Annotated in this window: 18 protein-coding genes (1 of these 18 only partly in view); 10 read left to right on the top strand and 8 right to left on the bottom strand. The window is 67.9% G+C overall.

Translation table 11 applies throughout. The features are described 5' to 3' along the window. Positions 1 to 31 precede the first annotated feature (31 nt). On the top strand, positions 32 to 559 hold the full coding sequence (locus tag ACSYHF_RS20395) for a hypothetical protein (RefSeq protein WP_111099174.1): 528 nt from the start codon (positions 32 to 34) through the stop codon (positions 557 to 559). Between the two features lie 332 nt (positions 560 to 891). Here the strand turns inward: ACSYHF_RS20395 and ACSYHF_RS20390 are convergent, their stop codons facing one another. The 6 genes from ACSYHF_RS20390 to ACSYHF_RS20365 form a co-directional block, all read right to left on the bottom strand. Next, the gene (locus ACSYHF_RS20390) at positions 892 to 1,290 is read right to left on the bottom strand and encodes a hypothetical protein (RefSeq protein ID WP_134956183.1); all 399 of its coding nucleotides are present in this window, start codon (positions 1,288 to 1,290) and stop codon (positions 892 to 894) included. Positions 1,291 to 1,384: 94 nt separating this feature from the next. Next, positions 1,385 to 3,424: an FUSC family protein gene (locus ACSYHF_RS20385; RefSeq protein ID WP_065197173.1), complete on the bottom strand. Its 2,040-nt coding sequence runs from the start codon at positions 3,422 to 3,424 to the stop codon at positions 1,385 to 1,387. Positions 3,425 to 3,427: 3 nt separating this feature from the next. Continuing rightward, positions 3,428 to 4,897, bottom strand: a complete 1,470-nt coding sequence (locus ACSYHF_RS20380) for an efflux transporter outer membrane subunit (RefSeq protein WP_447575972.1) — start codon at positions 4,895 to 4,897, stop codon at positions 3,428 to 3,430. Then, entirely contained in the window at positions 4,894 to 5,811 is a 918-nt protein-coding gene (locus ACSYHF_RS20375; protein WP_005421294.1) for an efflux RND transporter periplasmic adaptor subunit, read from the bottom strand. Before ACSYHF_RS20375 ends, ACSYHF_RS20380 begins: the two co-directional genes overlap by 4 nt. Then, positions 5,808 to 6,017, bottom strand: coding sequence for a DUF1656 domain-containing protein (locus tag ACSYHF_RS20370; RefSeq protein WP_025875651.1), 210 nt, complete (start codon positions 6,015 to 6,017; stop codon positions 5,808 to 5,810). The genes ACSYHF_RS20375 and ACSYHF_RS20370 overlap by 4 nt, the downstream gene beginning before the upstream one ends. A 109-nt stretch (positions 6,018 to 6,126) precedes the next feature. Further along, positions 6,127 to 6,582 carry a MarR family winged helix-turn-helix transcriptional regulator gene (locus tag ACSYHF_RS20365; protein ID WP_005421298.1) on the bottom strand — a complete coding sequence of 152 codons (456 nt, stop codon included), beginning with the start codon at positions 6,580 to 6,582 and terminating at the stop codon, positions 6,127 to 6,129. Between the two features lie 586 nt (positions 6,583 to 7,168). On the opposite strand from ACSYHF_RS20365, the gene folE reads away from it, so the two are divergent. The 4 genes from folE to ACSYHF_RS20345 all read left to right on the top strand — a co-directional run bounded on the left by folE (position 7,169) and on the right by ACSYHF_RS20345 (position 13,448). Next, positions 7,169 to 7,780: a GTP cyclohydrolase I FolE gene (gene folE, locus ACSYHF_RS20360; RefSeq protein ID WP_004141296.1), complete on the top strand. Its 612-nt coding sequence runs from the start codon at positions 7,169 to 7,171 to the stop codon at positions 7,778 to 7,780. 113 nt (positions 7,781 to 7,893) lie between these two features. Further along, positions 7,894 to 9,363 (top strand): DUF3375 domain-containing protein, encoded by a 1,470-nt coding sequence (locus ACSYHF_RS20355; RefSeq protein ID WP_447575971.1) that lies wholly within the window; start codon positions 7,894 to 7,896, stop codon positions 9,361 to 9,363. Continuing rightward, entirely contained in the window at positions 9,350 to 10,051 is a 702-nt protein-coding gene (locus tag ACSYHF_RS20350; protein ID WP_005421303.1) for a DUF4194 domain-containing protein, read from the top strand. Before ACSYHF_RS20355 ends, ACSYHF_RS20350 begins: the two co-directional genes overlap by 14 nt. A gap of 16 nt (positions 10,052 to 10,067) precedes the next feature. Next, positions 10,068 to 13,448: an ATP-binding protein gene (locus ACSYHF_RS20345; RefSeq protein WP_053496750.1), complete on the top strand. Its 3,381-nt coding sequence runs from the start codon at positions 10,068 to 10,070 to the stop codon at positions 13,446 to 13,448. 89 nt (positions 13,449 to 13,537) lie between these two features. On the opposite strand, the gene ACSYHF_RS20340 is transcribed toward ACSYHF_RS20345, so the two are convergent. Then, positions 13,538 to 14,317, bottom strand: coding sequence for a sulfite exporter TauE/SafE family protein (locus tag ACSYHF_RS20340; RefSeq protein ID WP_053496761.1), 780 nt, complete (start codon positions 14,315 to 14,317; stop codon positions 13,538 to 13,540). Between the two features lie 102 nt (positions 14,318 to 14,419). Between ACSYHF_RS20340 and ACSYHF_RS20335 the strand changes: the two genes are divergently transcribed. Beyond that, a complete protein-coding gene (locus tag ACSYHF_RS20335) occupies positions 14,420 to 14,812 on the top strand; it encodes a YchJ family protein (RefSeq protein ID WP_053496751.1) in 393 nt (130 codons plus the stop codon). A 3-nt stretch (positions 14,813 to 14,815) separates the two neighbouring features. On the opposite strand, the gene ACSYHF_RS20330 is transcribed toward ACSYHF_RS20335, so the two are convergent. Beyond that, on the bottom strand, positions 14,816 to 16,096 hold the full coding sequence (locus ACSYHF_RS20330; protein WP_262221906.1) for a GGDEF domain-containing protein: 1,281 nt from the start codon (positions 16,094 to 16,096) through the stop codon (positions 14,816 to 14,818). Positions 16,097 to 16,262: 166 nt separating this feature from the next. Here ACSYHF_RS20330 and egtB point away from each other — a divergent pair, with 166 nt between their 5' ends. From egtB to ACSYHF_RS20310, 4 genes are all read left to right on the top strand, one after another. Then, entirely contained in the window at positions 16,263 to 17,534 is a 1,272-nt protein-coding gene (egtB, locus tag ACSYHF_RS20325) for an ergothioneine biosynthesis protein EgtB (protein WP_262221903.1), read from the top strand. Then, positions 17,531 to 18,505: an L-histidine N(alpha)-methyltransferase gene (egtD, locus tag ACSYHF_RS20320; protein WP_005421314.1), complete on the top strand. Its 975-nt coding sequence runs from the start codon at positions 17,531 to 17,533 to the stop codon at positions 18,503 to 18,505. The genes egtB and egtD overlap by 4 nt, the downstream gene beginning before the upstream one ends. A gap of 83 nt (positions 18,506 to 18,588) precedes the next feature. Then, entirely contained in the window at positions 18,589 to 20,775 is a 2,187-nt protein-coding gene (locus tag ACSYHF_RS20315) for a lytic murein transglycosylase (protein ID WP_262221902.1), read from the top strand. 26 nt (positions 20,776 to 20,801) lie between these two features. Continuing rightward, a protein-coding gene (locus ACSYHF_RS20310; protein WP_005421320.1) for a DUF2628 domain-containing protein crosses the window boundary here: on the top strand, positions 20,802 to 21,571 show its 5' portion. It continues 4 nt past the right edge of the window; the window shows 770 of its 774 coding nt (coding positions 1–770); its start codon is at positions 20,802 to 20,804; its stop codon lies off the right edge, out of view.

Raw genomic sequence — 21,571 nt, 5'->3', positions numbered from 1 at the left:
CGTTGCTACCCCACGACACAGGAACCAGCACATGGCGCTTATTGCCCTGGATGACCCACGCTGGGCCGAACTGCAGCACGCATACGGTGCAGCGGATGACATTCCGGAGCTGCTCGCCAATCTGAGTATTCCGAAGGGTGAAAGATCGGAAGACGATTCGATTGAAGACACCTGGGAGGAATTGTGGAGCAGCTTGTGCCATCAAGGGGATGTCTACAGCGCTTCGTTTGCAGCGGTGCCGCATATTGTTGACGTGCTTCTGCAGCAGCCAGAGCTCTTGATGTTTGACTTTGTTGGGCTGCCGGTCAAGATCGAAGTCGAGCGGAGGGAGGCTGGAATCTCAATTCCTGAATCCGTGGAGCCTCAGTACTCAGAAGCGCTCCAGAACCTTGCATGCTTCGCCGCAAGCGTAATCCTCGATAAACATGACAAGAGTATGAGTTCAGCGTTGCTGACAGCGCTTGCCCTGGCCCATGAGAACACGGGGGTCGCGCGGATGCTTGGGCAGATAACTGCTTACGAGGCTGATGAAGCGGTTGATCTGTTCCTGAATCGCTAGCCAATATCAGTCGAGCATGGCTCGACTCTACAACAGCGTACTTCGATCATTTCGGCGTTCATCCACGCATGGCGTGGTTCTACGTGTCGACCAAGGTCGACACCTACCAAGAGCAGGCCATGCCATCCAGACAGATTGCGGAGATCTGTCGAAGGCGGGGTGGGTCCGGTTGAGGGGGTGTGAGCGGCATGGATGCCGCGACCAAGCCCCCATGGATGGGTTTACGGCGTCCCCCTCAACCGGACCTACCCCGCCATCCCACGGAATGCCAGCCTTTGACGTTGCCGTTGAAGTTGATTAGGCAGGTGCAGGGCGCAGCCCCGCCGCCGCCTTCATTCCGCGATCAGCACCAGCCCATCCGGATACACGATCGCCGCTTCATCCGCACTCACGTCGAAGAAGCCCACGCCGTGCTTCTCGGCCAGATCCTGCACCCGCCCGTGCGCGCGCTCGGCCACCGAGTAGGCGAACGCGCCGTAGATCACCTGCCGGCCGATGCTGTACTCGGTCACCTCGGCGCGGTCGTCATCGTCGTTGCTCAGTGGTCCGTTCAACGGCGGGAATTCCTGCGCCATCTCCGTAAACCACGCTTGCAGCGCCGGGCTGCTGACGGCCGGGTCGTCGTACTCGTGGCGCTCGTTCCACTGCGTCTGCTTTTCGAACCAGGCGATGAAGGCTGCCGCCTCGCGTGGGGCGGTGCTGGCCTCGAACACCATCATGTCGTAACTCATTGGAGCTTCCTGTGCAGAGCAGGGGTCAGAGCCTTCGCCCGCGGCGAAGGATCCGACCCCGGCAACGGGGTCTGTGGACGCACAGGGTAGCGCGCTACGGCTGCGTCGCCGTGTCCATGGCCAGGCCCGGCGCCAACGCCTTGGCCTCCGGGAACAGCGCGAAGCGCAGGCCGACCAGGCCCATCAGCGCCTCGTCGCGGGCCTTGCACGCCGCCACGCTGCCAACTCGGCCCAGCGAGGTATCCAGCCGCTCGCGCAGCGCCTGGTCTGCAGCAATCGGCTTGCGCGCCGCGATCTGCCGCCGGTAGTGCCCAGCGATCTCTTCCAGGATGTGCTCGACGGCTTCGCGGCTGCGCTCGGGCAGTTCCAGCCGTGCACGACGCAGCTGCAGGATGTTCAGGCCGATGCGCGCCTCGTTGAGCATGTCCACCGAGGCAATGTCGCTGCCCTCCGGCGTCGCTGCCAGGCGCGGTGCGAGCAGGCCCAGCAGGTCGAGCATGCGTGCGGCAAAGCGCTGCCGATCCTGCTGGCCACGTCCTTCGGCGGCTTCGGCCAGCGTGGTCCAGCCCTGCCGCACCAGCCGGCGCGCGGTCCACTCGGCACCTACCGAACGGAACAGGCGGGTCATCACCACTGCAAAGCCAATGCCGATGAACATCGCGATCGACGAATTGAGGAAGGTCTGGATGTTGGCGCTGTAGGTGTTCTGAAGGCTCAGCAACGCAGCCAGATTGACTGTCAGCGGCAGCGCGAACAGCGCACTCTTGGGATGATGAAGCAGCAGTCCCAGCGGCAGGAAGGCCACCGCCAGCACAAGCGCCAGCAGGCCGAAGTCGTGCACGGCTGGGAACACGCCGAACAGGTACACGCCCGCCACCACCGAGGCGACCATCGCCCACACCAGGAACTGCACCATGCTGGGGGCCGGATCGTCCTGTGCGGCGAAAAATGCGGCCGTCACCGCCGCCATCATCGCGCCGTTGCCGCCGCCTTCCCAGCCCAGCGCGATCCACAGCACGCAGTAGCTCATCAGCGCTACGCCGGCACTGAGCGCGGAGAACAGCGCCATGCCGTAGTCGACGTGCTTGTCGGCGGCCACGCGTTCGGTGCGGATGCGGTAGTGCGCGCGATCCAACGGCGCCGTGCCCTGGTCGATCGCGTGCTGCAGGGTGCGGCAGTCCTGCCACAGGTCCACCAGTTCTTCCAGGCGCAGCAGCAGGCTGGCCAGCTGCAGGTGCTGCAGGTCGCGGTCCACCTGCGGCTTCAGCGCGCTGATGCGCGCGCGCAGCCGCGCGTACTCGCTGGCGTTGGTCGGGCCATCCAGCCACTCGCGGATGTCGTCGACCAGCGCCGGCAGCCCATCCGGCAGGGCCTGCCCATCGCTGCGCAGCGCGCTCAGGCGATCGGCGATCGACGACAACACCGGCAACAGCAACAGCATGCGCTCGCGCAGCCGCTCCATCGACACCGCAGACCCGGCATGGCGTGGATCGTCGCGGCGCAGGAACTCGATCAGTGCCTCGAACTGCACCAGGTCGGCAGCCAGCCGGTTGCGCGGCGCATGCGCGCGGCCACGCTCAAGGATCTGCCGGCACCACTGCGCAGCGTCCTCCATCCAGTTGCCGATCCGGGCGCGCAGCATCGGCCGCACCGAGGCCGGGAACAACAGCGAGGCGAACAGCACGGCCACCACCGTGCCGAGGATGATCTCCTCGCTGCGCGCCACCACGGTGTCGAAGATGGTCTCCGGCGAAGTTACCGCCGGGAAGCCGATGAAGGCGGTGGTGTAGCCGGCCAGCAGGAACGCGTAGCCGCGAGGGCCGCGATTGAGCAGGGCCATGAACAGGCAACCGGCCAGCCAGATCGACATCGCCGCACTCAGCACCAGCGGGGTTTCCACCAGCGCCGGCAGTACCAGCAGCGTGGCCAGCCCGGCCACCAGGGTGCCGACAATGCGGTACACGCCCTTGGCGCGGGTCGGGCCCAGCAGCGGCTGGCTGACGATGTACACCGTGCCCATCGCCCAGTATGGGCGCGACAGGTTGCCGGCCATGGCGATGTACAGCGCGGCCACCGCGGCCAGGTAGGTCTTGATCGAGAACAGCCAGGCCTGGCGATCGGTCAGCGCGTTCATGGCTTACTTCGCCGTGGCCTGTGCGGTGGACGGTGCAGCCGGGGCAACCGATGCCTGCCAGCCGCCACCCAGCACCAGGAACAGGTGGATCTGGTCGCGCGAGACCTGTGCTTCGGCAGCGGCCAGGGTGGCATCGCTGCTGGCCAGGCTGCGGTCGGCATCCAGGCTGGACAGGTACGGCGTGCGGCCACCCTGGTACAGCCGGCGGTTCTGCTCGGCGGCCAGCGCGGCCTGCTCCTGCGCCACGCGCAGCGATTGCAGCCGGCGCAGGTCCTGCGCATAGCGGTCCAGCGCGGTCTGGGTCTCGCGCAGTGCCTGCAGCACGGTGTGGTCGAACTCGGCCAGGGCCGCGTCGGCACCGGCTTCGGCGGCGTGGATGCGGGCATGCGTGCCCGAAGAGGGCAGTGTCCACGAGATCAGCGGGCCGATCGACCACTGCTGGGTCATCGGCGTGCCGAAGTCTTCCAGCAGGCCGGCGGCACCGAGCGAGGCACCCAGACGGATGTCCGGATACAGCTCGGCGGTGGCCACGCCAATCCGCGCCGTGGCCGAGGCCAGCTTGCGTTCGGCCTGGCGCACGTCCGGGCGGCGCTGCAGCAGCGCACGGCCATCACCGACCGGCAGCGGCTGCGCCAGGCCGGGCGCGTGCGCGCAGTCGATCACCCCGGCCGGCAGCTGGCCCGGGGTCTGGCCCAGCAGTGCGGCCAGCGAATAGGCCGCGGCCGAACGCTGAGCGCGCAGCGGCGGCAGTGCCGCCTCCAGCAGCGCCACCTGCGCATTGGCCCGGGCCAGTTCCGGCGGTGTGCCGCGGCCGGCGGCGATCAGGCGCTCGGTAACGGTGCGGCTGCGCTGCTGCAGCTGCAGCGAATGCTCGGCCACGTGCAGCTCGTGGTTGGCGTGGCAGATCTCCAGGTAGCTGTCGGCCACCTGCGCGACCACGCTGACCTGGGCCAGGTCACGTGCTGCGGCAACCGACTGTTCGTCGGCTCGCGCCGCTTCGGCGCCGCGCTTGAGCTTGCCGAACAGGTCGAACTGGTAGCTGACCGCGAACTTGCCATCGGCCAGGTTGATCACCGGCAGCTCGTGCTCCTGCAGGAACGATTCGGCCGACAACTGCGCGCGGCTGACGCCGGCCTCGGCCTCGTACTCGAAGCCGCCCGCGTCCAGCGCCTGTTCGTACACGGCGGCAGCGCGGCGCAGGTGCGCATCGGCGGCCTTCAGTTCCACGTTGTCACGCAGTGCCTGGGTGATCAGCCCGTCCAGCACCGGGTCGTTGTACAGCGACCACCAGCGGTCGGGCAGCGCCTGGTTGGCGGCAATCTGCGGGTTCTGCGTATCGATGAAGGCCGCATTGGCCTGCGGGCGCTTGAACGCCGAGCCTTCCGGCAGTGCATAGTCCGGGCCGACGGTTTTGCACGCGGCCAGGCTGGCCAGTGCGACGATCAGGCCGAGACGGGGCAGGGCGGCGTTCACAGGCCCGCCTGTGTCGGCGAAGTGCCGGCCTTGCCGTTGTGCGGATGGTGGCCGGTGTCCACGGTCACCGTGGCGGTGCGCCCGGCGATCAGTTCCACGCCCTTGGGCACTTCGTCGATGGCGATGCGCACCGGGATGCGCTGCGCCAGCCGCACCCAGTCGAAGGCCGGGGTCACGTTCGGCAGCAGGGTGCTGCCGTTGCTGCGGTAGCGGTCCTCGATACCGGCGGCGATGCTCTCGACATGGCCGTGCAGCGGTGCCGATTCGCCCATCAGGCGGATGTCCACGCGCTGCCCCGGCGCCACGCCGCGCAGCCGGGTCTCCTCGAAATAGCCATCGATGCGGAACGAGCCGGTATCCAGCAGCGCCAGCACCGGCTTGCCGGCCACCACGTAATCGCCCACGCGCATCGTGCGGTCACTGACCCGGCCATCGGCTGAGGCGCGCACCTCGGTGCGGCCGAGGTTGAGCTCGGCCAGGTCGACCGCAGCCTGTGCGGTGGCCAGCGCCGCCTGTGCGGCCTGCAGCTTGGCGCGGCGCACCTCGGCGTCCTCGGCGGCGACCAGGTCCTGCAGGCTGCGGTCGCGGCCGATCTCGCGGCGCAGCTGTGCCACCGAGGCCTGGCGCTCGGCCAGGCTGGCCTTGGCCTGCTCCAGCGCGATGCGGTAGCGGGCGCGATCGACGACGAACAGCAGGTCGCCCTTCTTCACCGACTGGTTGTCGGCCACGTTCACCGTTTCCACCAGCCCGGACACGTCCGGCGCCACCTGCACCACGTCGGCGCCGACGTGGGCGTCGCGGGTCCAGGGTTCATCCATGTAGTAGACCCACAGCTGGCGCAGCACCAGCAGGGCGACGATCACGGCTGCGCTGGTGAGCAGCACCGGCAGGGTCTTCTTCACGATCTTGTTCACGATTGCATCCAACGCAGGAGGTGGAACAGCAGGCCAAGCACGATCCCGTACAGCGCCAGGTTGAACAGCGCCGGGTGCCATACATGGCGGTAGGCGCCGGCACGCTGCAGCAGCGCGTGCAGGCCGCTGTTGACCAGATAGGCCAACACCATCAACCCAAGCAGGGTCGGGACGAACACTCCGTGGAGACTGAATTCACCGGGCATCGGTAGGGGGCGGGGACGAGGTGGGGGAGGGGAGGGACAACGAAACAACAGCAACGGGCAAAAGCCGCTGGCGTGTGCACGGCAGCGGCGGTGTTCGGGGGCAGCGCTCTTACGTGATGCGGTCGGCGGCCTCGGCCAGCAGGCGCCATGCCTTCAGCACGGCGTGCAGTTCATCCATGGAAAGCTCGCCGAACACGTCCTGGCGCAGGCCGATCAACTGATCTTCCAGTTCGCTGACCAGCGCATGGCCCTCGTCGGTCAGCCACAACAGATTGGCGCGGCGGTCGCTGGCGTCGCTCTCGCGGCGGACCAGGCCACTGGCACACAGCTTGTCCAGCAGGCGTACCAGGGAAGGACCCTCCATGCCCAGCTGCTGGGCCAGCGCCACCTGGCGGATGCCACCGCCGGAGCGGCCGATCATCAGCAACGGCATGGTGCAGGCGGTGGAGATGCCATAGCTGCCGAGCCGGCTGTCGGCCAGGCGCTGCCACTGCCGCCCTGCATAAAGCAGGCCGGAGCTGAGCTGCATCTGCAGCACGGTGCGCTCGTCGAGGGGTCGGTCCATAAGAGATAGATAGGATACTACTAATTTCATTCCTATCAATAGGTTTTTCTGAATGGGTGGGTGTGTTGAGGAAAGCGTTGCGCCTGCTGGCTATCGGTTGGGGTGGCGGAGGGCCGGACGGGGCAGGGCACGCTGCAAGTACGTCCATGTAAGCTCGATCGGCGCATCCATGCGCCTCACGGCCCTGTCCCGCCCGGCCCTCCGCCACCCACCCCACATCCCGCGAGCGCGGTGGGTTGGCTCTAAGGGCAAAAGCAGTGCGGACCAAGGTCCGCACCCACCAGGGCGGCACACCGCTTCCGAAGCCATGAACCCCCGCTTTTGACCCCGCTTTCGGGCGGTCCGGCCGCGCCCGCAGGAAACCGTCAGGGAGCGGGAAGGGCGGCAGGGCAGGACCGTGAGGCGCATGGATGCGCCGACCGAGCCCCCAGGGACGGGTTTACGGCGTGTCCTGCCCTGCCGCCCTTCCCGCTCCAAACCGGTAGCAGTCCGGCGCCGCGCGTCACCCCCGATGAACCGTCCCTACAGGACGACCCACCCCCCGGTCGGGTACGATGCTCGCCCCCCGTTCGGGACGCTGTACGCAATGAGCAAGAACAACGAAAAGGCCGCCCCGCAGGGCGACGTGACCCAGGACCAGGCCGAGGATGCCGTGCGCACCCTGCTGCGCTGGGCCGGTGAGGACCCGTCCCGCGAAGGCCTGCTGGATACCCCCCGCCGTGTCGCCGAAGCCTATGGCGACTGGTTCAGCGGTTACCGCGATGACCCGCGCGCCTACATGGAGCGCACCTTCGAGGAAGTGGCAGGCTATGACGAACTCATCGTCCTGCGCGACATCGAGTACGAAAGCCACTGCGAACACCACATGGCGCCGATCATCGGCCGCGTGCATGTCGGCTACCTGCCGGCCGGCAAGGTGGTGGGCATCAGCAAGCTGGCCCGCGTCGTCGAAGCCTACGCCCGCCGTTTCCAGGTACAGGAGAAGATGACCGCGCAGATCGCCCAGTGCATCCAGGATGTGCTGCAGCCGATCGGCGTCGGCGTGGTCGTCGAGGGCGCCCATGAATGCATGACCACGCGCGGCATCCACAAGCGCGGCGTCAGCATGGTCACCTCCAAGATGCTGGGCAGCTTCCGCGACGACGCGCGTACCCGCGCCGAGTTCCTGCGCTTCATCGAAGTGGGCGGCAAGCGCTGAGCCGCTTGACCGCACTCCGCCGGCCTCTGCGGGCCGGCATGCCCACGGCTGCCCACGCGGCCGCCGCGGGCGGCTGCTCGTCCCCCGCCAGCCCTCATGACTCCTTTCGCTGCATGAAGCACCGCGAACGCATCTCCCGTTACCGCCATCTGCGCGAACAGCCCCAGTGGAAGCTGCTTGCTGCCGACCACGCCCCGGAAATCATCGGCCTGCTGCAGGGGCTGCTGATGGACGGCGAGCGCACGCTGCCGTCGTCGGTGATCAACGAGCGCCTGCAGCGTGCGCTGGATCAGCTCAACGGCGACGAACTGTCGCGCGAGCTGCCGCGTACCGCGCAGGCCTATATCGCACACTGGCTGGCCCAGGGCTGGCTGGAACGCCGCCTGCCCGAGGGCGCCGACCAGGAGCAGTACGAGCTGTCGACCGCGGCGCTTCAGGCGATCCGCTTTGCCGACGGCCTCGAGCAGGCCCGTGTGGCCGCCACCGAGAGCCGGCTGGCGCTGGTCATCGAACAGCTCTCGCAGCTGGCCGCGCAGACCGAATCCGATCCGGACGCCCGCCTGTCGGCGCTGCGCGACGAGCGCGACCGGATCGACGCCGAGATCGCCCGTGTCGGCGCCGGCCGTGTGATCGCGCTGGACGGCAAGCGCGCGCTGGAACGTGCGCGCCAGATCATCGGCCTGGCCGACGAGCTGACCGAGGACTTCCGCCGCGTGCGCGACGACTTCGAGCAGCTCAACCGCGAGTTCCGCGAACGCATCATCGACGACGAGGGCGAGCGCGGCGATGTGCTGTCGCAGCTGTTCGAAGGCGTGGACGTGATTGGCGAAAGTGATGCCGGGCGTAGCTTCCAGGCCTTCTGGCGCCTGCTCAACGACGCCGAGCAGAGCGCCCAGCTCGATGCCGCGCTGGAAGCGGTGCTGGCGCGTGGCTTCGCCCGCCGCCTGGACCGCAACGAACGCAACTTCCTGCGCGGCTTCACCAGCACCATGCTCGAGCGCGGTGGCCAGGTGCACGATGTGCTGCAGAACTTCGCGCGCAGCCTGCGCGGCTTCGTGCAGAGCCGTGGCTATCTGGAACAGCGTCGCCTCAACCAGCTGCTCAAGCAGGCGCAGTCCGAAGCGCTCGCTCTGCGCGACGAGTTCCCCGCACAACGCGGCATCGGCCGCGACCTGCAGCTGACCACCAGCCGCCTGCGCTCGTGGTCGCAATGGAAACTGCACGATCCGCGCAGCGCCCAGGTCGATGGCAACGTCGAATACAACGACGCAGCCGCGATCAGCCTGGAAAGCGTTGGCGATCTGGTCGCTTCGTCCGAAATCGACTTCCGTACCCTGCGCCGCGACCTGCACGATCTGCTCGATGCGCAGCCGCGGCTCAGCATCGCCCAGGCCCTTTCGCAGCGCGAAGCGCCGCAGGGTCTTGGCAGCGTCATCGGCTACCTGTCGCTGGGCACGCGCTTCGGCAACGTGATCGCCGGCGAGCAGGAGCTTGCGCAATGGCGTGGTGGCGACGGCCAGATCCGTCGCGCCCGCATCCCGCTGGTTTGGTTCACCCAGGAGAGACGCCATGAGCTGGCATGAAGATCCCATCGACGCACCGCAGGCCGACGTGGCGGAAGACGCCTACGAGGCCGAGCCGGTGGCGGCCGTGGCGCAGCCCCGCCGTGGCAACGACGTGTACTACCTCGGCGATACCGGGCGCCTGCCGCTGGATGCGCGCCGTGCGCTGTGCCAGCTGCTGATCGGCCCCAGCATCGACCAGCTGCGCCACGCCAAGCTGTGGCCGGCGCTGATCCGCAGCGAGGCGGCCATCCGCTCGTCGCTGGCCGACCTGTTCCTGGAACTGGTGCTCGACCGCGACAGTGGCGTGGCGTTCACCCGCCAGGCCGATACCGAAGACGTCGATGCGCCGGTGCTGCTGCGCACCTCGCCGCTGACCTTCATCGACTCGGTGCTGCTGCTGTACCTGCGCCAGCAGCTGGCCGAGGCCGATGCGCGCGGCAACCGCGCGGTGGTCGCCGACGCCGAGATGGCCGAAGCGCTGGCCATCTACGAAAAGAACCTGTCCACCGACCGCGCCGGCTTCAACCGTCGCGTCGCATCGGCGGTGCAGAAGATGAAGGACAACCACATCCTGACCCGCCTCAGCGGCCAGGAAGACCGCCACGAAGTCTCGCCGGCGCTGAAGCTGCTGTTCTCCGCCGAAGACGTGTCCCAGCTTTCGGCGGTCTACCGCCAGCTGCGTGAAACCCCGGCCGCCGAGGCCTGAGAGACCCGACCATCGCATGGCTATCTCCAAGCACACTCCCGCCCTGTTCAACGAAGGCCTGCCGGACCCGCGCCTGCAGCAGTTCCGCATGCGCCGCCTGCAGGTGCACAACTGGGGCACCTTCAACGGCCTGACCGAAGTACCGATCGCCGAGCGCGGCTTCCTGTTCGTCGGCCGCTCCGGCTCGGGCAAGTCGACCCTGCTCGATGCCATGTCCGCGCTGCTGACGCCACCGGCCATCGTCGACTTCAACGCCGCTGCACGTGAAGCCGAGCGCAGTGGCCGCGACCGCAACCTGGTGTCGTACGTGCGCGGCGCGTGGGCCGACCAGCAGGACAGCGGCACCGGCGAAATCGCCACCCAGTACCTGCGCAAGGGCGCGACCTGGACCGCGCTGGTGCTGGAATACCGCGCCGGCGATGGCCGCGTGGTCAGCCTGGTGCGCCTGCTGTGGATCTCCGGCAACGGCACCTCGGCCGGCGATGTGCGCAAGCACTACATGATCGCCGAGCGCCCGTTCGACATCGCCAAGGACCTCGGCGGCTTCGACCTGGACCTGCGCAAGCTGAAGCAGAAGCTGCCCGACCTGCACCACTTCGACACGTTCTCCGGCTACGCCGAGCGTTTCCGCGACCTGCTCGGCATCGACAACGAGATGGCGCTGCGCCTGCTGCACAAGACGCAGTCGGCGAAGAACCTGGGCGACCTCAACGTCTTCCTGCGCGACTTCATGCTCGACACGCCGAAGACCTTCGACGCCGCCGAGCGCCTGGTCAGCGACTTCGCCGAGCTTGATGGCGCGCACCAGGCGGTGGTCACTGCCCGCCGTCAGGTGGAAACCCTGTTGCCGGCGCGCGCCTACTACAACGATCTGAAGGAAATGCACCGCCGTCGTGGCGACGACGAAGCGCTGAAGCTCGGTGTTGACAGCTTCCGCGAAAGCCGGCGCCAGGCGCTGATCGAGGCGCGCCTGCGCGAGATGGACGTGCGTGACCGCGGCCTGCTTGGCGAAGAAGCCCAGCGCCGTGCCGCACTGGACAATCACACCGAGCGCCTGGCCGAACTGGAGCTGCAGCGCCGCCAGCAGGGCGGTGAGCGCATCGAGGAACTGGAACGCGAGCAGGGTCGTGCCGAAGCTGAGCGCGACCGCCGTCAGGCCAAGCGCGAGCAGGCACGCCAGGCGGCGCAGCAGCTGGGGGCCGAACTGCCGGACGACGCCCATGGCTTCGCCGAACTGGTCGAGCGCGCACAGAACGAGCTGCAGGACCGCCAGCGTGCCTCCTCGGCACTGGACGACGCGATCAGTGACCGCCTGGGCGGCAAGCGCGATGACGAGCGCCGCTTCGGCGAGGTCCGTGCCGAACTTGAAGCGATGCAGCGCACGCCCTCCAACATCCCGGCGCCGATGCAGAAGCTGCGCGCGCGCCTGGCCGAGGAAACCGGCATCGCCGAGGCGGCACTGCCCTTCGTCGGCGAACTGATCCAGGTCCGCTCGGAAGAGCAGGGCTGGCAGGGTGCCATCGAGCGCGTGCTGGGTGGCTTCGCGCTGTCGCTGCTGGTCGACGACAAGCATTACAACGACGTCGCCGAATGGGTGAACCGTACCCACCTTGGCATGCGCTTCACCTACTACCGCGTGCGCCGCAACGATGATGCATTCGCCCGTGAGCCGTCGGCGAAGTCGCTGCTGCACAAGCTTGAACTGCGCGAGCATGTATTCGAAAGCTGGCTGCGCCGCGAGCTGGGCAAGCGCTTCGACTACGAATGCGTGGATGCCAAGCAGCTGCGCAACGTCGACCGCGGCATCACCCGCGAAGGCCAGGTCAAGCATCCCGGCGACCGTTTCGAGAAGGACGACCGCAGTGCGGTGGGCGACCGCCGTCGCTGGATCCTCGGCTTCAACAACCACGACAAGGTGGGCGCCTTCGAGCGCGAAGCACAGGAACTGGCCAAGCGCATCGCCAGCTGCGAGACCGACATCGCGCGCCTGCGCGGGCAGCGTGACCGCGACAACGAACGCCGCCTGGCCTGCCACGAGCTGGTCAGCATCAGCTGGAACGAGATCGACATCGCCGCTCCGCAGCAGCGCCTGAGCGATATCGAAGCCACCCTGCGCGACCTGCGCGAAGGCAACGCCGATCTCGCCAAGCTGGCCAAGCAGATCGACGCCGTGCGCGCCGACATCGAGCAGTCCCGCCGCACCTATGAAGACGTCCGCGTCGAGCGCGGCCAGCTGGTCAAGGAACGTGATCGCCTTGACCGCGCACGCCAGCAGAGCCGCGCACTGGTGCTGCCGAGCCTGGCCCAGGAGCAGGAAGCCGGCCTCGCCGAGCGCCTGCAGGAACAGGGGCCGCTCAGCCTGGAAACGCTCGAAGCGCACATGCGCCAGGTCAGCAACGCGCTGAACGAGCAGTTGTCGTCCTCGCAGCAGGACCTCAACCGCATCGAGAACCAGCTGATCGGCTGCTTCCGTCGCTTCATCCAGCAGTGGCCGGAGGAGTCGGGCGACTTCACCGTGTCGGTGGCCTCGGCCGAGGACTTCCTCGCACGCCTCGAACGGCTGGAACGCGACGGCCTGCCACAGCACGAAGAGCGCTTCTTCGACCTGCTGCAGAACCAGAGCAAGAACAACCTGCTGGCCCTGCAGCGCCACAGCGCAGAGGCCCGCAAGTCGATCGGCCAGCGCCTGGACGAGGTGAACGCCAGCCTGGAGCAGGTGCCGTTCAACCGTGGCACGCTGCTGACTATCGAACTGAGCGATCGCCGCCTGCCGGAGGTCGCTGAGTTCCACCTGCAGCTGCGCGAGGTGCTGTCGCAGCAGCAGACCGAGCAGCGCGAGCTGGCCGAGTCGCAGTTCACCGTGCTGCGCCAGCTGGTCAACCGCCTCGGCTCGCAGGAAGGCGAGGACAAGCGCTGGCGCGAGCTGGTGCTGGACGTGCGCATGCACGTGGAGTTCATCGGCGTCGAGCTGGATGCGGAAACGCGCCAGCAGGTCGAGATCTACCGCAGCGGCGCCGGCAAGTCCGGTGGCCAGCGCCAGAAGCTGGCCACTACCTGCCTGGCGGCTGCGCTGCGCTACCAGCTCGGCGGCGCCGACAGCCAGCTGCCCAGCTACGCCGCGGTCGTGCTCGACGAGGCCTTCGACAAGGCCGACAACGAGTTCACCGCACTGGCAATGAACATCTTCGACAACTTCGGCTTCCAGATGGTGGTTGCCACCCCGCTGAAGTCGGTGATGACGCTGGAACCGTTCATCGGCGGCGCCTGCTTCGTCGAAATCAGCGGCCGCCACGACTCCGGCGTGCTGCTGATCGAGTACGACGAAGAGGGCAAGCGCCTGAAGCTGCCCGAGCGCAGCCGCCAGCAGGCCAACGAACCGGAAGAAGCCGAGGCCTGACCCGGCCGATTGAAGGGGAATGCCGGCCAGCGGCCGGCACTACCCATGGGCGGGGTTCGGTAGTGCCGGCCGCTGGCCGGCAACCGCATTCACGAACCGCGGAACGTATCCCACGCCATCCGCGCGATCAGCACCACCACCAGCCCCACGAACAGCTTGCGGATGAACGGCGTGCCGCCCTTCAGCGCCAGGCGCGTGCCCACCACCGAGCCGATGATGTTGGCTGTGGCCATCGGCAGCGCAAACAACCACAGGATGTTGCCGGTCGGCACGAAGAACGAGATAGCCGCCACGTTGGTCGCCAGGTTCACCACCTTCGACGCCGCCGAGGCGCGCAGGAAATCCAGGCCGAAGAAGCGCACGAACAGGAAGATCAGGAAGCTGCCGGTGCCCGGCCCGAAGAAGCCGTCGTAGAAGCCGATCGCCGCACCGATCGCCAGCGCGATCACCAGTTCACGGCGGCCGATCTCCTGGGGCCGGTGCAACGCGCCGAAGTCCTTCTTCCACAGCGTGTAGGCCAGCATCGCGATCAGCAGCACCAGCACCAGTGGGCGCACCGCGTCCTTGGGCAGCAGGCTTACCGCAGTGGCCCCGGCGAAGGAGAAGATGAAGGCCGTGCCGGCCGCGAACAGTACCGGTTTCCACGGGAAGCGCACATTGCGCGCATAGCGCCAGGCAGCCGCACCGGTACCGAACATCGAACTGAACTTGTTGGTACCAAACAGCATCGCCGGCGTCTGCTGCGGCAGCACCGTGAACAGGCCGGGCAGCTGCACCAGGCCACCGCCACCCACGGCGGCATCCACAAGACCGGCGATGAAGGCGATCACCACCAGCCACCACAACTCAGGGGGAACCAGATCCAGCACGGCGATCAATCAAGGTGGGGGCGCGACAGCATACGCCTGTCCTGCTCCAGGTGACTCCCGCCGCGCGTGGATCAATCCCCGCAACCCGGCGACAATGCCGGCATGAGCCGAAAACCCGCTGAGCCCTGCCCCTGTGGCCTTCCCGCCGACTATGCCGCCTGCTGTGGTCGTTTTCATGCCGGTGAAGCCGCGCCCGATGCCGAGCACCTGATGCGTTCGCGCTACAGCGCGTATGTGCGGGGCCTGGCCGACTACCTGCGCCACACCTGGCATCCGGATACGCGTCCGGCCGAGTTGTCGCTGGACGATGCGCCAGGCCAGCGCACCCATTGGCTGGGCCTGACCGTGCACGACCACGCGGTCACCGGCGCAGACAGTGCTGAAGTGCGCTTCACCGCGCGCTACCGCATCGGCGGCGGCAGCGCGGTGAGAATGACCGAGCACAGCCGATTCCGGCGCATCGACGGCCGCTGGTATTACCTCGACGCGGTCTGAGCCCTACGCACTGGATGCAGCCAGCAGGCGCTGGCCGCCGTGCGCGCGGACCTGGTTGCGACCTCCGTCCTTGGCCATGTACAGCGCCTGGTCGGCGGCCTTGAGCACTGCCGTCGGTCGCGGATCCACGCGGCTGTCGGCCAGCCCGATACTGACCGTCACCTGCACCACCTGGCCGGTGCCGCCGCGTCCGCGCTGCTGACGGCCGGCTTCGTCGTCACGGCTGCGGGTACTGCGGTCGCGCAGCTGCATGCGGGTGTCCTCGATGCTCTGCCGCAGTGCTTCGACGGCCTCGATGCAGGCCGTCGCCGGGCGGTCCAGGAACACCACCGCGAATTCCTCGCCGCCATAGCGGAACGCTCGGCCACCGTCGCCGACACGCGCCAGCCGCGACCCCACCAGGCGCAGCACGTCATCGCCGGTATCGTGGCCGTGGGTGTCGTTGAATGACTTGAAGTGGTCCACGTCCACCATCGCGATGCTGTAGGTGCCGCGCGCCCGCTGCAGGGTCTCGTTGAACGCCCGTCGCCCGGGCAGGCCGGTCAGCTCATCGCGGAAGGCCATGTGGAAGGATTCCTGCAGCATCGCGCCCAGCATCAGCAGCAGGGCGGCGCTGCTCAGCGCCGGCAGTAGTACCGGCTGCAGGAAGATCCGCGGCAGCATCCACCACAGGCACAGCAGGGCCAGCAGCATCGCCGTGTGCAGTGGCCGCGGATGCCGCCACGCCTGCCAGCCCAGCGCTGCGCTCGCCAGCAGGAACAGCAGCGCCGGCAGCTGCGCCAGCGCATTCCAGTCGGCGGGAATCCAGGCCCAGTGACGGCTCGACAGCAGATCGTGCATGCCCTGCGGCTGTTGTGCCGCAAGCAGCAGGAAGATCACCAGGGCCGCGCCGCAGACCACGCTGCGCAGCAGCAGGTCCTGGCGTCGGCGTCCGCGTTCCGGCCACACTGCCAGCCCGGCAAACAGCAGCGGCACCCAGGCCGAGATTGCGTGGAAGCGCAACGGAGTCCAGGCGTCGACATGGCCGCTGCGCAGGTAGCCCCCGACGTCCCGGTGCAGCAGGGCGAACACCACCGCCACGACCAGCAGCAGGCACAACGTGCGTATCTGGTGGTAGAGCAGGGCCAGGCCCGCGCCGAGGCAGGCCAGCAGCCAGGGCAGGATGCGTTGGGCCGGGCTGGCCACATCCTCGGTGCCCAGTGCCATCCACAGCACCAGGACGACCAGCACGGCGGGCAGCACGAACAGGTAATGCGCAGGCTGGCGGAGTGGATGCAGGGGCACGCAGGAAGTCCAGTGCGGTGACGATGCGGCCGCAACACTGCCGTTAGCGGCGTCCTCACCCGCTTCTTGAACACGCGCTTTTTGAAAAGGTACGCCCGCAACCATGTGAATGGGGCAGTGTGCCGCCATGACGTCGCACTCACCGCACTGCGCCGATGCTGTAGGCATGGACAGCGTACCCACCGCCGTCGCTGCCCCGCAGCACGACCTCGCCCACCACTTCGCACATGTGCGTGCCCGCAGCCTGCAGTTGGCCGCACCGCTCAGTGCAGAGGACGCCATGCTGCAGAGCATGGCCGACGCCAGTCCCAGCAAGTGGCACCTGGCCCATACCACCTGGTTCTTCGAACGCTTCGTGCTGGCAGGATTCGCCAGCGCGCCGGCGCATGATCCAGCCTGGGACTATCTTTTCAACAGCTACTACAAAAGCATCGGTCCGGCGCACGCGCGGCCGCAACGCGGTCTGTTGTCGCGGCCCTCGCTGCAGCAGGTGCACGACTACCGCCAGCAGGTCGATGCACAGGTGCAATCGCGACTGGCGGCAGGCGACCTTGATGAGCAGGCGCTGCAGCACCTGCAGTTGGGCCTGCAGCACGAACAGCAGCACCAGGAACTGCTGTTGACCGACATCAAGCATGCGTTCTGGTGCAATCCGTTGCAGCCGGCCTACCGTGAGGACCTGCAGCCTGCCACCAGCGCTGCCAGTGCGCAGGGCTGGATCGAATCACCCGAACGCATCATTACCATTGGCGCCGCAGCCTGGCCGCAGCACACCGCCTTCGCCTACGACAACGAATCGCCGCCGCACCGCGTGCTGCTGGCTGCACACGCACTGGCAGAGCGTCCCGTCAGCAATGGCGAGTACCTCGCCTTCATCGAGGCTGGCGGCTACCGCGAGCCGCGCTGGTGGCTCAGCGAAGGCTGGGCGTTGCGCGAAGCCGAGGGCTGGCAGCACCCGCTGTACTGGGACGATGCCCTGCAGCGCGAGTACACCCTCGGCGGTTGGCGAGAACTGGACCCGCATGCGCCGGTCTGCCACCTCAGCTATTACGAGGCCGATGCCTGCGCCCGCTGGGCGGGTGCGCGCCTGCCCAGCGAGTTCGAGTGGGAAGCCGCCGCTGCGTCGCAGCCCCTGCGTGGCCATTTTGCCGACGACGATCAGCTGCACCCTCGGGCGGGGCAGGGCAGTGGGCTGCGGCAGCTGTTCGGCGATGTATGGGAATGGACCCACAGCGCGTATGGCGCCTATCCGGGCTTTCGCCCTTTCGCCGGCAACCTCGGTGAATACAACGGCAAGTTCATGTGCGGGCAATGGGTGCTGCGCGGTGGCAGCTGCGCCACGCCGCGTGGCCACGTGCGTGCCAGCTACCGCAACTTCTTCATGCCCCCGGCGCGTTGGCAGTTCTCCGGGCTGCGCCTGGCCAGGGATCTCGCATGAGTACGGTGCAGGACGCGCTGCAGGCGCTGACCGATCTCACTCCCGGCCGCCAGCAGATCCTTGCCGACGTGGTGGCCGGGCTGTTGCGCACGCCCCGCCAGCTGCCGTCCAAGTACTTCTACGATGCACGCGGCTCGCGCCTGTTCGAGCAGATCACGCATACTCCCGAGTACTACCCCACGCGTACCGAGCTGGCCCTGCTTTCACGGGTACTGCCGGACATCGCCCGAAGCGTCGGGCCGCACCTGCACGTGGTGGAGCTGGGCAGCGGCAGTGGCCGCAAGACCGCGTTGCTGCTGGCCGCCCTGCACGACCCGGTGGCCTACACGCCGATTGAAATCTCGCGTGCCGCGCTGCTGTCCAGCATCGACCATCTGGCCCCGGCGCTGCCCGAGGTGGAGATGCTGCCGGTCTGTGCCGACTTTACCCGTCCCGTCGCCGTACCCATGCCCGAACGCGAACCCGCGCGACGGCTGCTGTTCTTCCCGGGTTCCACGCTGGGCAACTTTGAAGGCGAGGACGCGGTCGCGCTGCTGCGCGCGATGCGCCAGACCATGGGGCGTGATGGCCTGGCCCTGGTCGGCATCGACCTGCACAAGGACCCGGCGTTGATCGAGGCGGCCTACAACGATGCGCAGGGCGTCACCGCCGCATTCACCCTCAACCTGCTGGCCCGCCTGAACCGCGAGATCGGCAGCGACTTCGATCTCGATGGCTTCCGTCATCGTGCACGCTACAGCTCTGCGCGGTTGCGCATCGAGACCGATCTGGTCAGCCAGCGGGCACAGGACGTCCACCTGGATGGCCGCATTTTCCACTTCGCCGCCGGTGAACCCATCCGCGTCGAGTACAGCCACAAGTACACCGATGACAGCTTCGACGCGCTGTTGCGGCAGGCGGGCCTGCAGGTGGCGCAGCGATGGGATGCCGAGAGCCCCGCCTATGGCCTGCGCTTGCTGCGCCGCGCCTGAGGTGGTGGCCAGCCGGTGCCCCTTCAGGTTCGGCGGCATCGCTACCCCTAAGATGGCCGTGCAACGGCAACACGGAGGACGCCATGCCTGTTCTGACCACGCTCGGCCTGGCGGCCGCCCTTGCGTCGACCCCGACGCTGCCTGCGGCTTCGGCCGCCAGCACCGATCCGGCGTTCAGCCGCTGCTTGGCGGGCCTGCAGGCCACCGCCGCGACCCAGGGCATCGGCGCCGACCGCTTCAACGAGATCACCGCCGGGCTCACCCCGGACCCCAGCGTGCTCGGCCTGCTCGATGCACAGCCCGAATTCACCACGCCGATCTGGGACTATCTGGCCGCGCTGGTTGATCGCCAGCGCGTCGCTGATGGTCGCGTCCTGCTGCAGCAGCACCGCGACCTGCTCGATCGTGTGTCGGCCCAGTATGGCGTCGATCCGGCCACCATCGTCGCGGTCTGGGGCGTGGAGAGCGACTACGGCCGCGTGTTCGGCAAGCGCCCGCTGCTGCAGTCATTGGCCACGCTGTCGTGCGCCGGCCGCCGCCAACCTTTCTTCCGCGGTGAGCTGCTGGCGCTGCTCACGCTGATCGACCGCGGCGACCTGCAGGCACAGGGGCTCACCGGCTCCTGGGCCGGTGCCTTCGGGCACACCCAGTTCATGCCCAGCACCTATGCACGCATCGCCGTGGACGGTGATGGCGATGGCCGCCGCGATCTGGTCGGCAGCATTCCCGATGCACTGGCCTCCACCGCCAACTATCTCAAGCGTGCCGGTTGGCGCAGTGGCGAACCATGGGGCATGGAGGTGCGTGTGCCCGCCGGCTTCAACGCCAGCCAGGCCGGCCGCACCCAGCGTCGCGCCCTGGCCGACTGGCGCGCGCAGGGCGTGACCGCGCTGGATGGCAGCGCGTTGGCTCCGGCCAACCTGCCGGCGGATGCGCGCGCGGCCCTGCTGCTGCCGGCCGGCAACAACGGCCCGGCGCTGCTGGTGTTCCGCAACTACGACGCGATCTACAGCTACAACGCTGCCGAAAGCTATGCGCTGGCGATCGCGACGCTTGCTGACCAGCTGCGTGGCGGCACCGGGTTGGCTACCGCCTGGCCGACCGACGATCCAGGCCTGGGCCGCGATGAGCGCCGCCAGCTGCAGACCCTGCTGCTGGCCCGCGGCCACGACATCGGTGCTGCCGACGGCATGATCGGTACCGCCACGCGCCGCGCGATCCAGGCCGAGCAGCAGCGCCTGGGCTGGGCCAACGCAGATGGGCGCGCGGGACAGCGTATCCTTCGCACTCTGCAGAACACGCCGCGCACTGCGCCGGTGCCCACGCGTTTCATGCTTCCCAGCAACTACAGTGCCGTGCAATCGCCGGCCATACGGAGTCGATCCCACGTGCAGCAGATCCAGGGTGTACGCAGCGGGCAGTACCAAGGGCTCGATGCCTGGCTGGTGGAAACCGCCGACGCCAGCGCGGCCGTCAGTGTGTTTGGCGGCCAGCTGCTTTCCTTCGTGCCCAAGGGCCAGCCGGATCTGATGTGGCTGTCCCCCCGGCGCGCCGAACTGCCCACGCCGATCCGCGGAGGCAGCCCCGTCTGCTGGCCGTACTTCGGCCGCCAGGGCCAGGGCAACGACGTGCCCGCCCACGGTTTCGTGCGTACCGTGCCGTGGGAACTGCAACAGGCCCGTCGCCTGGACGACGGCAGCATCGAGCTCACGCTGGCACCCCCGGTGCTGCAGAGCCTGGACCTGCGGCTGCGGATGACTGTGCGCGTAGGCCGCCAGTTGACCCAGCGACTGATCACCGAGAACGTCGGCAGTTCCCATGCCAGCATCACCCAGGCGCTGCACAACTATTTCCGCGTGGGTGATGCCAGCGCGGTGGAGGTGGACGGCGTGGACGGGCTGGACTATCTGGACAAGTTCGAGAACTATGCGACGCCGCGTCGGCAGCAGGGCGCCTGGACGTTGCGCGATCCCCGTGATCCCGGGCGCAGCGATCGCATCTACACGCAGGCCAAGGGTCACTATGTCCTGCGCGATCCGGTGCTGAAACGCCGCATCGACATCCGTACGGAAGGAAGTCGCTCGCTGGTGGCGTGGAATCCCGGTGCCGAGGCTGCAGCGAAGATGGCAGATGTGGGTGAGGGCTGGCGCGACTACGTCTGCCTGGAAGCGGCCAACGCCGGGCCCGACGTGGTGACCCTGCCGCCGGGTGGCAGCCATGTGCTGTCTCAGACATTGTCAGCGGCACCGTGGACACCGGTCACCCGGTAACGAATCAACGCAGCAAGGACGTTTTCATGCAGGAAGCACAGTGGTGGTACGCCAACAGCAGGCAGAGCGAAGGACCGGTGGACCTGGCCGCCCTGCGTCGCCTGCAGCAGGACGGCACGGTGACGGCACGCACGCTGCTGTGGCGCGAAGGCATGCCCTCGTGGCGCCCCTTGGCGGAGCTGGAACAGGATTCAACGCCCATCGAGATGGCGCCGGCTCCGGATATCGACACAGCCCCACCGGTTGAGGTCGTTGCGCCAAGTGTCGGCGATCCGTCCGATCCGTATCGAGTGCCCGCCGCTGCACCGGATACCGCTGCCGCCGCGGGGCTGGAGGGCGAGATGGCCTTGTACGCCAGCGTGGTCGGCGGCAACTTCCCGATCTATCGCCAGCGCTGGCGGCTGGATCAGGGCATTGCCACGGCCAGTGGCACTTGGCACTGGCCGGCCTTCCTGCTCGGCCCGATCTGGATGATGTACCGCAGGATGTACCGCCTGGCGGCAATGTGGGTCGGCCTGCTACTGCTGATCAGCGTGGTGGAAACCTTGCTGGATGTGCCCGAAGGCGTGTCGCTGGTCATCACCATCGCGCTCAGCGTCACCACCGGCACCTTTGGCAACACCTGGTACCTGGCACACTGCCAGCGCCTGATCGCCCAGGCCCGTGCCGTCAGCGGCGGCGATGACGCACGGCTGCGCAGCGAACTGACCGCACGCGGCGGCACCAGCGTGGTCGCCACACTCGTCGCCATCGTCATCTCGGTAGTGTTGAGCACCGTCGGCGCCGCAGTGGCGGG

It is taken from the genome of Stenotrophomonas maltophilia group sp. P373 (genome assembly GCF_053295075.1).
The sequence above is the reverse complement of the archived record's forward strand: the minus strand, read 5'-3'. Positions and strand labels throughout refer to the sequence as shown.

Coding starts and splice junctions, on each gene's coding strand:
- ACSYHF_RS20395 (WP_111099174.1), top strand. CDS start 32: ATGGCGCTTATTGCCCTGGATGACCCACGCTGGGCCGAACTGCAGCAC.
- ACSYHF_RS20390 (WP_134956183.1), bottom strand. CDS start 1,290: ATGAGTTACGACATGATGGTGTTCGAGGCCAGCACCGCCCCACGCGAG.
- ACSYHF_RS20385 (WP_065197173.1), bottom strand. CDS start 3,424: ATGAACGCGCTGACCGATCGCCAGGCCTGGCTGTTCTCGATCAAGACC.
- ACSYHF_RS20370 (WP_025875651.1), bottom strand. CDS start 6,017: ATGCCCGGTGAATTCAGTCTCCACGGAGTGTTCGTCCCGACCCTGCTT.
- ACSYHF_RS20365 (WP_005421298.1), bottom strand. CDS start 6,582: ATGGACCGACCCCTCGACGAGCGCACCGTGCTGCAGATGCAGCTCAGC.
- folE (WP_004141296.1), top strand. CDS start 7,169: ATGAGCAAGAACAACGAAAAGGCCGCCCCGCAGGGCGACGTGACCCAG.
- ACSYHF_RS20355 (WP_447575971.1), top strand. CDS start 7,894: ATGAAGCACCGCGAACGCATCTCCCGTTACCGCCATCTGCGCGAACAG.
- ACSYHF_RS20350 (WP_005421303.1), top strand. CDS start 9,350: ATGAGCTGGCATGAAGATCCCATCGACGCACCGCAGGCCGACGTGGCG.
- ACSYHF_RS20345 (WP_053496750.1), top strand. CDS start 10,068: ATGGCTATCTCCAAGCACACTCCCGCCCTGTTCAACGAAGGCCTGCCG.
- ACSYHF_RS20335 (WP_053496751.1), top strand. CDS start 14,420: ATGAGCCGAAAACCCGCTGAGCCCTGCCCCTGTGGCCTTCCCGCCGAC.
- egtB (WP_262221903.1), top strand. CDS start 16,263: ATGGACAGCGTACCCACCGCCGTCGCTGCCCCGCAGCACGACCTCGCC.
- egtD (WP_005421314.1), top strand. CDS start 17,531: ATGAGTACGGTGCAGGACGCGCTGCAGGCGCTGACCGATCTCACTCCC.
- ACSYHF_RS20315 (WP_262221902.1), top strand. CDS start 18,589: ATGCCTGTTCTGACCACGCTCGGCCTGGCGGCCGCCCTTGCGTCGACC.